12 protein-coding genes are annotated in these 16,266 nt (G+C 36.6%); all 12 read right to left on the reverse strand.

The window, feature by feature from the left end:
* Window positions 1–111: 111 nt before the first annotated feature.
* The gene (gene rpmG, locus A6733_RS04310) at window positions 112–267 is read right to left on the reverse strand and encodes a 50S ribosomal protein L33 (RefSeq protein ID WP_092402150.1); all 156 of its coding nucleotides are present in this window, start codon (window positions 265–267) and stop codon (window positions 112–114) included.
* Between the two features lie 76 nt (window positions 268–343).
* A complete protein-coding gene (rpmB, locus tag A6733_RS04315) occupies window positions 344–568 on the reverse strand; it encodes a 50S ribosomal protein L28 (RefSeq protein ID WP_092402153.1) in 225 nt (74 codons plus the stop codon).
* Between the two features lie 95 nt (window positions 569–663).
* Complete coding sequence (locus tag A6733_RS04320; RefSeq protein WP_092402156.1) at window positions 664–1,431, reverse strand: hypothetical protein; 768 nt, start codon at window positions 1,429–1,431, stop codon at window positions 664–666.
* A 273-nt stretch (window positions 1,432–1,704) separates the two neighbouring features.
* A complete protein-coding gene (locus A6733_RS04325) occupies window positions 1,705–2,442 on the reverse strand; it encodes a hypothetical protein (protein ID WP_092402161.1) in 738 nt (245 codons plus the stop codon).
* A 12-nt stretch (window positions 2,443–2,454) separates the two neighbouring features.
* Window positions 2,455–3,210 carry a hypothetical protein gene (locus A6733_RS04330; RefSeq protein ID WP_092402164.1) on the reverse strand — a complete coding sequence of 252 codons (756 nt, stop codon included), beginning with the start codon at window positions 3,208–3,210 and terminating at the stop codon, window positions 2,455–2,457.
* A 456-nt stretch (window positions 3,211–3,666) separates the two neighbouring features.
* Window positions 3,667–4,455, reverse strand: a complete 789-nt coding sequence (locus tag A6733_RS04335) for an FTR1 family iron permease (RefSeq protein WP_092402167.1) — start codon at window positions 4,453–4,455, stop codon at window positions 3,667–3,669.
* Window positions 4,456–5,039: 584 nt separating this feature from the next.
* Complete coding sequence (gene purL, locus A6733_RS04340) at window positions 5,040–8,900, reverse strand: phosphoribosylformylglycinamidine synthase (protein WP_242641593.1); 3,861 nt, start codon at window positions 8,898–8,900, stop codon at window positions 5,040–5,042.
* Window positions 8,901–9,308: 408 nt separating this feature from the next.
* Window positions 9,309–10,820 (reverse strand): hypothetical protein, encoded by a 1,512-nt coding sequence (locus tag A6733_RS04345; protein ID WP_141663331.1) that lies wholly within the window; start codon window positions 10,818–10,820, stop codon window positions 9,309–9,311.
* A gap of 1,596 nt (window positions 10,821–12,416) precedes the next feature.
* Complete coding sequence (locus tag A6733_RS04350) at window positions 12,417–12,776, reverse strand: hypothetical protein (protein ID WP_141663450.1); 360 nt, start codon at window positions 12,774–12,776, stop codon at window positions 12,417–12,419.
* A 137-nt stretch (window positions 12,777–12,913) separates the two neighbouring features.
* Window positions 12,914–13,282 carry an Mth938-like domain-containing protein gene (locus A6733_RS04355; protein ID WP_092402180.1) on the reverse strand — a complete coding sequence of 123 codons (369 nt, stop codon included), beginning with the start codon at window positions 13,280–13,282 and terminating at the stop codon, window positions 12,914–12,916.
* Window positions 13,283–13,346: 64 nt separating this feature from the next.
* Complete coding sequence (locus tag A6733_RS04360) at window positions 13,347–13,946, reverse strand: hypothetical protein (protein ID WP_141663100.1); 600 nt, start codon at window positions 13,944–13,946, stop codon at window positions 13,347–13,349.
* Window positions 13,947–14,025: 79 nt separating this feature from the next.
* The gene (gene hemF, locus A6733_RS04365; protein ID WP_092402187.1) at window positions 14,026–14,955 is read right to left on the reverse strand and encodes an oxygen-dependent coproporphyrinogen oxidase; all 930 of its coding nucleotides are present in this window, start codon (window positions 14,953–14,955) and stop codon (window positions 14,026–14,028) included.
* Between the last annotated feature and the right edge of the window lie 1,311 nt (window positions 14,956–16,266).

Below are 16,266 nucleotides of genomic sequence, written 5' to 3' on the forward strand. Positions count from 1 at the left end.
GCGCAACTCTGAAAAACAGCAAAGAAAGGAGAACCTAGAAACAACCCGAACAAGGGAACCTAACGCATAGTAAAAAAAACAGAAAGCACAAAACACCCTCTTGCACAGCTTTTACTTCATCTTAGTCTCTTTGTACAAAACATGCTTGCGGATAACAGGATCGTACTTCTTCAACTCTAGCTTAGCACTCAAAGCTCTCTTGTTTTTAGTAGTAGAATAAAAGTGCCCAGTGGAAGCCGTCGACTCCAACTTAATCTTCTCTCTCATACAGCCCCCATAGGAAAGTACAGCATAAACCAGAAAAAATACCAAAGCAACAAACTACGGGAAGAAAAAAGCAGAATTACATTTTACTACAGGAAGGCCAAAATGCATCTATGCCGTTCTTATCAATAGTTCTTATAGCAGCAGAAGACACACGCAAACGAACCCACCTGCCCTCGGACTCAAGCCAAAAACGCTTGTAGTGTAAATTCGGCAAAAATCGATGCTTAGTCTTATTGTTGGCATGAGAAACTCTATTACCAACCATAGGAGATTTACCAGTAATTTGACAGCGACGCGCCATAAACAGTCCCAAAATGTCACACTTGCCCCGAGATTGTACACTAGCGCGGAAGAACTTACAATCAAACTCTCCGCCACGCCAAAATTTTCTTTACTTTAAAGTAAATCGCAGAGTAATTCTAATAGGCTGGATGCCGTATATCCGTTACTATCGAGCCATTCGCAGGGCGCATAAGTAGCCCAATCGAAATACAAATTGGAGGCAAAAAACAAGAAAACATTCCTCAAACATACGACATGTGGAAGGTTAGATCTAACAAGAAAACAACAACAACGCATGAAAAGTGAGCATCTACGATTAGAGTACCTGGAAGGATCATATCCTTCTCTAATCGTAGTATCTCTAAACATCTCTAAATCGTTAATGCGCTCACCTATATCACAAAAATCAATGTGTCTCCTAAGGAGAGCGATCCGCAGTGCTATATCCGTATACGTATCGTCATTGTGTGGCAAAACAACACCTAGAATCATTTTCTCTAGTCCCATAACAAAATCACCCAGGCCAAGAAGATCTTCGTTAGGAACAGCAGACAATTTAGAAATAATCTCTTCTAGTGCAGAATCATCATGTACGGAAGAATCATACTCATCAGTTCTGGCAGAACACAAACTTGATCTACCCTGAAAAGATTGGTGAGAGCATAGAGAAGATGAGGAGGAAAATCTTGACGGGAGAGAAGCATTTGAAAATCCATTCTCGCTACCTGGCAGAGAATCGTAATCTACAAGATCTATTCCTCTTCCGGTTATAGTAGTACTACTACGTTGTGGCTGTACACAAACAGCCTCCAGTTCATCTATAACTTGGTCGTTATTACTCACGACGCAAGAGTTATAAGAAGAAGAAAAAGAATTACTCATACGAAGAGCGTGTCCCCCACTCTAGCACCCCAAATTTACAAAATTAGCATGTCAATGATAGAATTATTCGGCGATGAGGACTAACAAAATTACAACATGCTTATCATAACTATTGCACGCAATACCTACAAAAATTGCTGATACAAGAACAGCCAGAAAGGAACGTGTTTTATATATTCGAACTTCAACGCTAGATTTGTGTGCACACAACCCACCGAGTGGTACTAGTATGTAATTAACAAAAATAAGCCACGAATAACTTTGCAAGCACTTCTATGCATTACCTAAACATCTTTTAAATAAGCCCCAGATCATTTTGCCCACACTTTCCGAGTCTAGATTATACATAGAAAGCCATCTACATAACCCCATGCAAATCCAATCTTGCAGAAAATTGTGAAGAAGTATGGTGCAGCTAAATCTGGTGGCAGCGCCACAAAAAGTTCGCCTATACTTAACATCTTTGTAGAGGGAACGCAGGCGCGAAAGGCACAAATTTCCAGATTGGTCATTATCTGAGGAAGGATAAAATTCCTTGAGCTCCGACTCTAATATTGTAAAACGCTCGTCCTCTATAACAGAAGCAAACACTGGATCAACAACCATTGATGCTATATCCAAAGAGGATCTTGAGGATAAATTAACATCATCACCATTACCGGACATAATATTGATAATAGAATCTCCATTTTCACCTAAACCTAGCGTTTTATTGCCCTTGTCGGACAAATATTTAACTAAAGCAACAGCTAATAGAAAATCATCAAGATGCCGCTGTTGTAGTGGTTCATCAACACCTAATTCTTGCTCTAAAGAAACAACAGAAGACATACTTGCAAGTGATCCGGATGATAGCCTATGAGATGACCTAGGTTGTGAGGTCACAGCACTACCATGCAATGGCTGGTATTGGGACACGGGTTGCAAAACCGCAACACCAAAATCTTCTCCTGATCCAGAAACATCTTCGCTGGCAAAAATTCTCGCATCAGCAAAATTCACACTAGCCATAATTTTATCTCTCTATACTAAATGCTGCCCATGACTGTGCCTATAAAGTAAGCAACGTTTGATAGATTCGTAGAGCTTCTGGCACAAAGTAAGAGCATCAAGACTGTGACGTTGCAAGAACAAACACACCCCATAAGCAAAATACTCGTAGCAAGTATGTGTCATAAATACAAAAATACCTTGGCAGCAACAACGAATTAGAGGATTTTGTGAGTACCTAAAAAATCTGTACAATTTTACTAATGTTCGTTTTAAGGAGTTTCCGGTAGGCTCGGAAAAACTAGAAATCTTTCCTGGATGAAGTTTATCAAAAACTTCTATCATCAGCTCGACTCTGTCCCTAATTGAAGAAACTCCAGTTAATTCTGGCAATAGATTAGATTCTAGTGTACTGCGCAAACTATCTAGTGATAGCTGTGGGCAAGCACCGGCAGAAAAGATGTCAGACACGGCTTCATTCAACCGCGATATGCAACTCAATTCTTCTTCGGTTGGACCTTCTTCACGACCCTCTGCTCTAAGCACATACCCAAGAGCCACCATCAAAACTGACATCACCTGGGTAGATTCAGTTCTAGAAAAATCATCTATAGAAATCAAAACGTGTGAAGAATTGATAGGAGAAGCAAGTGAGGCACCAGAATCAGAAACAAATACAAAATCCGTGCCTTCCAAAGCACCGGACGACTGAACAATACTCCCATATTGATCGTCTGAATCAGGCAATAACAAAGAAACTTCTTCTTCAGAACCTTTAACACATCGCATTAAATTACCCCAACACTGAAGAGCGCAATAAACATTCACATAACATACATATCATAACTACAAAATTCAACAATCATTATGAAAATAAAACAACCAACCATCCAGATGACAATCACAATAACTATTTTTATCTTAGCTGTAATGTGTACTTAAACAAAGGGATATTAATGTACGCAAACGTAGAAATATCACCAATTTACAGAACATAAAAATTTAATTTTGTATTTTGCAGAAATAGCAACTTATGTGTTATATGAGAGCAGAAATCTAGTATGAATAACTATGACAAGAAACACACAGTATACACAAAGTTAGAACAACAGAAGACAGAGAACTTGATATCTACAACGAATACGAAAAGCGCAGGCATGAAAACACCACTCGTGTAGCTAAGCAAGAACAAAGTACGCACGTAGATACTGGAACACGATTAACTACAAAATCTAGTAGCTTTCATCAATGAGCTATGGAATGACCATGTAATCTTCTCTGATGCTTTTTTATAAAAAGACTGTACAGCAAATACAAAAATGGCAGTAGTACCATAAGATAGGTATAGTAGCTACCATATACTCCTTCTGGACCGTAAATCTCGGTCAAATTATGCCAATATTCATTATCTAGGAGTGGCAACACACCAGCCTCCGCAAATTCGTGAAAAGAGTAGAAAAATAACTGAAAACAAAACATATACAAAAATACAGCAGTCACGCCAAAAAATATTGACAAATTGACGCGTGGTCCGTAAAAAAGCCAAAGAGCTCCTAAGGAAAGTGCGGTAAAAACCCCCAACACAGCTCCTAAGAGCATATGTGAAGAACCACCAGCAGATTGATGTAGAAGAACATTCACCATGAAGGCAACTTCCATCCCTTCACGGGATATCATCAATAAAGTAAACAAAAAAATTCCTATATGAGAGCCCCACGGTAAGCTTGTGACTTCATCTATATTATTGGAAATAGACTGACGCATCCTAGGACCAAACTTTCTCATAAAAACAAGCATGGATAAAACTAAGAAGGCGGCTGTAATAGCCATAACACCTTCAGCTACAGGCTGAACAACATAATTATAGAGTTTTACTCCCAAAAATGTGGAAAGCAAAACAGAACAAAATAGACCTGCAAAAACTGATCGAAGCAGGCAAGAACGACCAGTTTGCCTTAAATAAGCAGCGGTAATAGCAATAATTATGAAAGACTCTATCCCTTCTCTAAGGGTCAACATAAACATACTGTACATTAATAACCCCTCACCTATAGTAAACAGATGAATAACATCATCTCATTATACTATCTTAGCCTTCAAAATAATAATACAAATAATTCTCATTAAGTTTTAAAAGGATAGTTATACGCAATAATACCTATATATCTTGAGATAATTGGGTAATTTTTGTAAAAAAATGCACAATTACCAAATACTGAAATTTACCATTAGCTCAAGTAAAGGGGGAGTAGTTCACTTACAGTGTTGTTAACATTGAAATCAGATTTAGAGCAAAGGAAAAATCAGAATCTGCTCAACTATAAGAATACTGGGCATAATATATTATGCTGTTTGTTGAAAATTAGACTATTTTTTGCAAAAAAATGCCTAAAACGACACATAATTGCCAAATATTAGAATTTGTCCTTACTTTAAGTAAGGGTATTTCTTACACCAGGAATAGACATTAGCAAAGCAAAAAAAGAATCAGGATCTTCTCAACTACAAGGGGAAGATATTCAGCAACATTTTGCTGTTTGTTAAAAATTGGACGATTTATTGCAAAAAAACACCTAAAACGGTACATAATTGCCAAATATTAGAATATGTCCCTACTTTTAGTGTGGTGTATTCTTACACCAGGAATAGGCATTAGCAAAAAAATCAGCCCATGGAGCAAATGAAGAATCAGAGCTTCCCCAACTAGTTTGAAAAGGATTAAATAACCTTTCAGGATGAGGCATTAATATAGTTACAGAACCATCCTCAGAGGTAAACCCGGTGTTTCCTCTGAAAGAACCATTGGGATTCAATGGATAAGCATCATCCTCTTCCCCTATACCATTAATATAGCGCAGACAAACAATACTAGCATCCTTGCGAGATGCTCTACCTTCAGCATGAGAAACAATTGTAGGAAAACATGAATCTGTCATACCATCAAAAAATATAGATGGTGACTCTATTACCTTTGTCATAACAAGACGAGCCTCAAAGCGTCGTGATTTATTAGTTTCAAAAATAGGCCATAAATCAGTTCCTGGTATCAAAGAACTAATTTGACTAAGCATTTGACATCCATTACATACACCTAAAGAAAAAGTATCAGGGCGAGCAAAAAACTCCTGAAATACTTTCCTTAAATAATCATTTGAGAGAATAGTATGAGCCCATCCTCGCCCTGCAAATGGCACATCACCGTATGAAAAACCACCAACAACAGCTAACCCACGATATTTTCTGAGATTGACAGAGGAATTCAAGAGGTCATTCATGGTGACATCAAACGCATCAAACCCTACATACTGAAATGCTGCGGCCATTTCCCTTTGACCATTGCTACCCTGTTCTCTTAATATGGCTACGGCTGGACGTGTCTGTGGTAAGACAGTGGCAGCTTTATTATTGCTGGCTTTTATAAAAAGTCTGGTTCTTTCTTCTTCCAATATTAGATCTAAAGCTGACTTAGCGCATACTGGATCATCACGATGCTTACTAATCTCGTAACTAACCTCTGACCATACTTTGTGTAATAAAGGTCTCTCTTCAGAAAAAATACATTTTGAAGAACGATATATTCTAAGCTTGTTATGATTAATATTTATTGATCCTATCGTATGAGTACATACAGATAGTCCATGAGATCTCAATATAGACCATACCTGCTTCCTATTAGACTTAGATGTTTGTATTACTGATCCTAGTTCTTCATTAAATAGTGCTGACACTATTTTGTCTTCAAACGGACCCTTTAAAAAATCAGGCTTTACATCCATCCAATCAACATCTGTAATGCTATGGTCATAGCATAGTGGATCAATGTTTAAATCTATACCTATATGTGAGGCAAACAACATCTCAGCTACAGTGACAAATAGACCACCATCAGAACGATCATGATAGGAAAACAAGAGTTTATTTTCTTTAAGTACTTTTATTACTGAAAAGAGTCTAACAATATCTTCAGGATCGTCACAATCTGGAACTTCATTTCCAATCTGGCTAGTAATTTGAGCAAAAATAGAATTACCCAATCTGTTCTTACCATGACCTAAATCTATTAGTAGCAAATCAGTATCATCGTCTCTTGCGAGTAATGGGGTTAAAGCGCTTCTTACATCATCAATAGGGGCAAAAGCAGAAGAAATTAGCGTCACTGGAGAGGAAACCCTATCAGCGCCCTTATGCACGGACATAGAAAGGGAATCTTTACCAACTGGAATAGATATATTCAAGTTACAACAAAAGGATGAAGCAGCTTCTACAGCTTCTCTTAACGCTAAATCTTGTCCCTCAAGATCAAAATCAGCCATCCAATTTGCTGATAAAACTAGGGAAGAAAGATTACAGTAAACAGAGGATACAATATTGGTCAAAGATTCAGATATAGCCATACGTGCAGAGGAAGCTGGAGAAATAATGGCTATTGGAGAACGCTCACCCATTGACATGGCATAACCAGAACAGTCATTGAATGAAGATGTAATGATGGAGCAGTCAGCAACTGGGATCTGCCATGGACCTACCATCTGATCCTGATAGACTAAACCTCCAACCGTACGGTCACCAATGGTAATTAGAAAAGATTTGTCAGCAACAGTTGGATGACGCAAAACTTCCGTGGCAATGTCTTGCAAAGAGTAATCATTGCAATTTACTGGATTAAGTACAGTATATTGTCTACGAGAGGCGCATGTAGTAATAGTCTTCTTAGAGGCTTCAGATGATAGAAGATCTTTTAAAGGAAAATTAACCGGTGTAGTAGACGAATTATCATCTTTAAGAACAATGGTTTGATCGTCAACAACCTTGCCAATAACTGAATATGGACAGCTTTCCCTATTACATATGCTACGGAAGATATCTATATCATCTGGATGAATAACCAAAACATATCTTTCCTGAGATTCATTACACCAAATTTCTGCAGGAGACAAACCATCCTCACCAACTGGAATATCACTAATATTACAAATAGCTCCCTTATTAGAGGAATATACTATCTCTGGCACTGCATTAGCTAACCCTCCAGCCCCAACATCATGGATAGACAATATTGGATTTCTTTCTAATGCCGAGCAATAATTAATAACTTCCTGAGCACGACGTTGCATTTCTGGATTACTTCTCTGTACAGAAGAAAAATCTATCTGCTCTGTATTTTGCCCTGCTGAAAATGAAGAAGCACTTCCACCACCTAATCCAATTAGGTACCCAAGACCACCTAACTGAATAATTAGATCCCCAGGAGAGATATTCTTCTTGTGAAAATTACTCTCCCTTACCGATCCCATACCACCTGCAATCATAATTGGCTTGTAATAACCATAGTAAGTATTGGATACAATTTGCTCAAAAGAACGAAAATACCCACACAGATTTGGCCGACCAAACTCATTATTAAAAGATGATGCTCCTATTGGGGCATTTATCATAATCTCCCATGCTGTAGACATATGAGGAGATAAAACAGAACTTTCTTTTAGCTCCCAGTGGCGGTTACAGTTAGGTATACGTAAATTAGATACAGAAAATCCACATAGTCCGGCCAATGGAAATCCGCCTCTCCCAGAAGCAGATTCATCCCTAATTTCCCCACCACATCCCGTAGCAGCACCAGAAAATGGCTCCATAAGTGTAGGATGATTATGAGTTTCTACTTTAACTGCCAATCCTACTTTTTTTGTCTCAGAAACATACTGAGAATTGGAATTAACATACCAATCTACACATTCACGCGGCTTTAAAATAGCTGCATTATCAATATAAGCACTTACGGTACTATTGGGGTTAGAAGCATGAGTTTGCCTAATAAGGGAAAAAAGAGAATATTTATCCTGATTGCCGTCGATTATCCAAGATGCATTAAATATTTTGTGTCTACAATGCTCAGAATTAGCTTGTGCAAACATAAGAAGCTCAGCATCTGTGGCAGACCTTCCCCAAGATTTATAAAGTTTAGAAAGTATATCTATCTCAGCAGAATCCAGGCACAGGCCGTAGCTATTGGATGCATATTTAACAGAATCGATATCATTTTCAATGTAGTTAAGAGTTCTATGAGAACCAGCATCGAATAGCTGTAATATGCTATTGTAATCATAGAGCATAACCTGAGTCATAGGATCAAAGAGTAGAATCTTATGTTCTAACTCGACAATAGGATATTCAGGTTTAAATAAAACTACCCCTCTTTCTATACGTATTATTTCATGGAAGCCGCAATTATGAACGAGTTGTGTTGCCTTTGATGACCATGGGGATATGCTTCCCAAACGTGGCAAAACAAAGCACCATAAATCGGTTTTTGATGATGGTAAAAATTCTTCCTTAATGTCAAAAATAGAGTGTAGTCTTTTTTCTTTACTGGAATCAATTTTATCCTTAAAAAGTACAAGATAAAGTGGATAAGATTTGATGTATGAAGACAAACTGGCAGGAAAAGAGCTAGGCAAAGGCAAACTACAACTGCCTAACATAATGCGCAATACTGGCTTATAAAACATAGCTGTTACACAACCTTAAACCTAAATTAAGCAGAATCTTATGGAGAAACACCTCCCCCTAAAAAAACAGGTGAAGGTGAGGTAAAATACAAAATTGGATCACCGATGAATTCGGCATAATAGTACGTTGTAATGTTATCAGGTTTATAAGAAAGTCGTCAGAGTAAAAAAATCGCACCTTGCGCGCTCAAGAAGGTACAATTAGACATGGGTAAAGCAGCTTAGTTCTCAAATTAGAGTCACAAATGTCTTCCACTAGCAGAAAACTAACAGATAATACTCCATGAAATCTTAATTTAATCAAGGAAGAGTGGTGAGTAACTCACATTTACCGAAGCTAAGGTTAATACTGTATGAAATCCAATATTAATCATGCCATTACTAATTATCCGCAACAACATAATCACCATCGGGCGCTACACCACCATTGGAAGCAAAAAATACGGACATTTCTATCTCTTCGCCAAAATCACCTGAATGAGTCTGATTACTAGAACAACCTGCAACTGGAGTACTGGTTACCAAATGCGGAACACCGGCAACTAATTTTAACAGGGCTCTTTTACGTCTAGGAGTTGACATGGCAAGCACAGAAGAAGAAAAAGACCCATCAGTAACGTCCAAGCTACTTATCCCACCGCGACCAAGCACCTCACTAGAAAAAATCTCCTCCCCATCGCTTCCCTCATCTACAGAAACTTCGAGATACTCGCTTACGTCATCCACATCTTCATTACCAGACTCCCCGTTACTCAATGAGGTCAAAGCTGTCTCTTGAAGGAGTGTATTCATAACCTGCATACTTCTATAGTACAACTTTTTCTTGGTATAGGAACGTCTCAAACAATAAAAAGCAACACCAGAAAAAACAGTCACCACCGCAGACATAATACACAGAACTATCGGCAAATGTCTCTCATCATGTACATCAGCATCACCTACAGTTGTACCAACGGGCAGAGTAGGAGCAGTCACATTAAGCATTGAATCAGTAATATTCAACCCAGTAGAGTTTGTAGGAAAAGTAACATTAAGTAAATCAATGGTAGGTAAAGTGGTAGCTGTAGCAACAGCAGTAGCAATAATTTCAGTGACAGCAGGAACTTCAAGGGCTTCAAAACAACCCTTTGCTTTAGGTACAAAATTTGCGTACAGAGACATACAGAGGCTCCTAGCAACAGCACTATAACTCGTAGAATCCGTTTTTGGGGCAGAATAGGCAAATTCTTTGGCTGTTGCAACAGCAGTATTTAAACATACGGCAGCTCTTGCATGCCTTGCAAGCACTGAAGACATAAGCCCACTATCTCCACATGCATCAACTCCTTCATCGTAATCATCCTCTTCTTCATTACCTATATCGCCGATACCCGCAATCTTACTCAAGCAATTAATGAACATCCACCAGTGTTCCATATCCGATTGCTCACTAGACACGTGTCCATCTGTAACATTACTGCTGGAATAAACTTGTTCCACAATCTTAGACATAACATCATTAGTATCTTTAGGAACATCAGAACCACAAGCATTTCCACCCTGAGAATCAAGTCTAGGTAAAAACTTACAAATATCAGCCAAAGAGACCCCACAAGAATAGCGAAATGCACTTATCAAGAAATTTAGAGCACAAAAAGACTGGCTAGTAGCAATAACTTCGGCGCCAGAACCCGATACACTACTACCGATAGCACCTTCTACTAGGTTAGTTAGACAGTAAAGCAACATTGGCACACTACAGGACTGCAAAATGGAAGAGGCTACATAGCGAGAAGCAGAGAAACTCGTAGGAGAGCTCGATTTACTCTCAACAAAACCACCCGCCGGCACACATTCAGACCCCAGCTGAGATACAGACTTAAGAACAAACTCAGAGGATTTTACAGGACTCATGGTGGTGGGGAAGACTAATCCTACGTAATAGGACAAACTACTAAAAACGCCCCTCATTAGCTACATCCTCATCACTCATTATTGTTAACTAGCTAACAATAAAACTAAAGCTATCGGGCAACAAGACCTCAACCAGAGCCAAGAATACCATCTTTGCGATCGAAACCGCCCAAAAATCAAGTCACCCGGGGATAAAAAACATCATCGCTATTTCAATCGTGACACGCAAAAATCACGCCCACATGATGGCAATATACATGATAAAAGCTTAAACAAAAATCAACTTTTATATACTAAAATAAAAACTAACTCACCAAACAAAAAACAATTATTTCTATGCTAAATAATCCATATAAACAAGTACATATAAACGGTAGTTTAGTTCACTAGGGCATTACCATAACAAGCTGCAAGATTTTAAAATATTTGTATGATAAATTTGATAAAAATAAAGTTAGCATTATAAATAAATAACAGTAAAAATACCTATAAATAACACAACAAAAATATAAATACCTTATAGAGAGAGACGTAATATCAACGTAGACTCTTTACAAAATCAATAAAATTACCAAATTATATTAGCCACATAGCACAACAGGCATAACAAATTATATTAAATGCATATATGATATGCCACAATTATATGATCATTTTTCATACGTAGCATCTCACATCTTTTATGCAGGGTAACGGCAGCGCTAATCATAATAATATCAGTAGAATTTATAGCACTCATTATAGATGAGTGCATCATATATGCACAGAAGTTGAAACATTAATTAATGCTTCGACAATGGTATTTAGCAGGAAATAGTGATATCTATTATGGGTATAATGATAGTTAATAATTACACAAATATTAAATTTAATTAATTTATATGTCATACTACATATCCGACTAGCAACATCTAGGGCGTCAAGAACTACTCTATTTTAAAAGATGTAAGGCCCATGTTGGAGCTACTGCTTGCAAAATTTCTGTACGTACTAAAGATTATAATGCTTATATCCTAAATATCAAGTACCTTAATAATTACTAAAATAATAACAAGCATAAATGATCATGTAATAATGTATGGTGAAAAAAATTATTATCTACATTACAAATGTGCATCATGGGATTAAAGAAACCAATGACATCAATAGGTAACATTAAATGCTGAATCTATTTTCAGTAAATATGTACAATCGATGACAACTCTTTCTGTAAGAGCAATAGGTTAAACCACCAAATTAATACAAATCATTCTAAAGATGGTAAAAAAATCCAAAAGCCGCTATCCTTGATAGCATAGGAATAGTATGAAGCAAAAACGAAAACATTATTAAATAATGGATGAAAAGCAATGACAATAATAAAAACAAATTTATTATATAAGCAAACAATTACTTGTATAGAGTTAGAGTTAATTAATAGAGCAACAAAATAGCAATGAAAACGCTAAAACAGAACCTAATTCTACAGAAATCAAGCCCAAACAAAAAAATAAAATTTTTTAAATTAAAAATCAATTGCATCTAGTATGAAAAAACAAAAGTACCGCTAACACACTAGATCAGCACAAAAACAAACATAAGGTGTCTGGACAGTACTTACCAGTACATGCTGAAAAAGTACTGCCCATAATCCGGATAAAAAACACCTTCCCTTAAGAATAAACCACCTGATCTGGGGCAATTATACATCACCATAATGCAAGATGACACACAAACAACCATAACAAACAAATTAAGCAACATCAAACATCTCTTAGATAGTTCATCCATTTTATCAGGTGATAATGCGCGCGATCTTATTATGTAAAAAGAGCACAATAGAGCTACAAAAGCAGAAACAAAAACCAAGAATAGCCAATTCAGACCCACAACAAAGCACAAAAGCAAAAAAAGAGACAAAGATCCTATAGTAACAGCCCACAGAAAAATAGCTCCTGTGAGAAAAAAAAATCCCAAAACAGCTCCGCACAACAACATTAAAATAGATATCAAACTAAGCAAAATCACTATAACCCTCCTGGACTGAGTAGAGAAAAGGCCAATGAATAAACGGTATTATAATAAATAAAATTATCCATTACCACATTATAACTCTAAGGAAAAAGCACAGCACACACCCGACGATTCTCAGACGAAAGAATATTAAATGTTCTACAAGCAGATTGTGTAGGCATAATTTCAAAAAATAGTTTATGCTCAACAATCTTATTGGCAAGATCAAAATTATCAATAGATACATCTTTGCCAGTACCCCATAGCAATACTTCCAACTCATACTCTTTTAAAAAAAGGAAGCTGTTTTCAGTAAGCACACCTCCCCCATCATGTGGCCAATTTAGTGGAGTGCATGTAGAAAAGACACAAACAGGAAAGATGTATTCAGAACCATTAACAACAACGGTGCTGTCGTTGTAGGATGAAATGGTATATGTTCTTAGGTCATTGTCGCAATGAAAATACATTCACCATAAGCCTCATTTTATTAACCTTTTACAAAATTAAGTTAAAGCATACTCCCTAACTGGGTTAAGTTGTTCCGGGTAATCTATGTAGATTAACTGCGTACTTACCCTCTTCATAAGCAAGAAAGGCTAGAACAGACAACGAGAATGCGATACCAGACAAAGTACCAACAAAAGCAATGCACTCTACGATTCCTTTAGATGAAAACTTATCAATACCACCACTGTCAAAAAACACACATAATGAAAAAATCATGGAAGCAAATATCAGAATAGCAACCAACAAAGCAACAAACATTGCACCCTGGGTGATTTGCCTATCACACGGATGGACTATTCTGCTTTGTACAGAACGAGCGTTCCTTTTTATACATTCTTGTGCTAGGGCATAACCAATACCGTACATACCCCCACCATTACCATTATCGTATCCAATAGAACAAAAAGACCCACTGCGTGATATTATTGCGTTTTCATCATCGTGTGATTGTGACACAATTTCGACTGGATTATCTTTACACCCTAAATCTGATGAATCGGTGCATAATTCCAGATCCTCAGAGTTGTCACTCCTGCTAGCGCCAATAAAAGGTAAGGTGGACACTCCCCCTCCTGTTCTTCGTAAAGTTTTTAGGGCCTGCACGTACGGGCAATCTAACTTCATGTGCACAAAGGCAAAGCATCTCTACCAAATTAGTAGTAGCAGTAGCACATTTTCTGTTACACTTACATCTCTATTGCATTCAATCTATCCATGATCTAGGCTTCAGGAAAGTAGTGTATAGATCTTCCTCTGGTGAAGAAGGAAGTATATCATAGCCGTACTTCCACTTTACTGATGGTGGCATAGAAATTAGTATCGACTCAATCCTACCTCCTGATTGCAAGCCAAATGCCGTACCGCGGTCCCAGAGTAAGTTAAACTCCGCATAACGACCACGTCGATAAAGTTGGAAATCACGCTCCCTATCAGAGTATGGAAGCACATGCCGCCTCTCAACTATAGGAGCATAGGCATCAAAAAAGCCTTTCCCCACCGCCTCAAGCAAGCCGATAGACGATTCTAAGGTAGAACAATTAAAGTCATCAAAGAATATACCTCCTATTCCTCTAGGCTCCTTTCGATGTTTTAAAAAAAAGTACCCGTCGCAGTTTTCTTTAAACTTTGGATACAGGTCACCAAACGGCTGTAGAATATTTTTACAAACAGAATGAAAGTGTCGTGCATCATCCATAAAGCCGTAATAAGGAGTCATATCCATCCCCCCCCCTATCCACCAAGTAACTCCATCTGCAAATGAGCATGTATTCTCATCTAATGGTGAAGTAGTGCCATACGGGTATGCACAAAACAACCTAACATTCATATGCGCAGTAGGAGCATACGGGTTCCATGGATGCAATACTGATGATACACCTGTTGCAAAAAATTGCTGACCCTCAACGTGCTTTCTAGAAACAGTAGCAGATGATGGAAGAAAACGTCCGTAAACCGACGAAAAATTTATACCTCCACCCTCAAAAATTTTGGAGCCCTCGAATACACATGACTCACCTCCGCCACCTTCTTCTCTAACCCAAGTATCTCTTCTAAAAATGCTTTGTGCTATGCCCTCAAACAATGAGACCAAGTATTCATGGACGCATTTAAGTCTATTTTGTAAATACAACATCCAGTAAATTTTCCCCTAATAGAATGTAAATAAAGAAATCTAATTAGATTATTATCTTATTCAAAAAAACAAATTTCACGTGAACTACATGTTATTACAGTATTGTATATAGTACAAACAACAGCAAAATTAACAATAAATAATTATAATTATATAGTAAGTAACAAAACAAAGTACATTTGCAACAAAGTAATTATGGTGACTAATTTTACTATTTAGTGATTTACTTTTACTTCTTGCATATCATTTTTTTCAAACCTAAACTTTAGTGTTGTAATAATGACATTTGTATACTTACTAAGTTGTATATTTTACGTAAAATATTATAGATAAAAAAATATGTTTATACATGTTGCGAAATATCTACTTGATGTACTCATATATTATACGTCAAGTAAGATATTTATAGACAAAAGACGTATATGTTTATAGTAAAATAATCAGACATAGATAAACTTAATTTTTAAGGTGACATCAAACCATTGTGGCAATTGCTATATAATAAATACAAATCATAATAAATATCATCACATATAAAAAATATGAACCAGATAAAATCACCTAACTTTCACATGTAATACGAGTTACAATGTTGGTCATACTTTACTACGTTGAGATCTTTATGGATGAACTCTATCTACAATCATGTTATAACAAGCAAAAACGAGGAAAATACTAATCCAGAAGTTGTTAACAATACGGATCGGATAGGCCAAATGATTTTGATTGTACATTAACCACGCACAAATTTATGTGAAACCAATGAAACTTGTGATAGAGCCGAAGAAGATCACACTATCTACAGATATCTTTTAATAGCTATGACTGTAACACTTGTAGCAATAATATTAATACTAGCACTGATACTAACAACAGAAGGAAGAGACATAACTACAGGTATATCTAAGGTGGAATTAACATTTGCTTTAATTACATGTTATGCATATAAAAATATCTTTACTTGCAGGAGCAATTTATTTTGATAATTCATCAAAACATGAGTATCAAAAGATGTTAGCTAATCAAGATAATTCATAACATCAAGTTTCAACCAAAAACATAGGATGTGACATCTAGCAATAAAACAATAACAAATAAAAATCACCTTTTTATAATAGTATACAAAATAACTGCAGGACATTAAATCTATATTAGATGCCATCTATAAAATTAGGTATAGATTTATTTCAACGATATATCACTAATTAAAATCTATCTTAAAGAAATAATTATAATTAATTCATATAAAATATAACTATTAACATTATAAAAATGTAAGTTATTTTTAGTAAAAACACTAATAAATTTATG

It is taken from the genome of Candidatus Ichthyocystis sparus, assembly GCF_900078745.1.
GTDB lineage: Bacteria > Pseudomonadota > Gammaproteobacteria > Burkholderiales > 2013Ark19i > Ichthyocystis > Ichthyocystis sparus.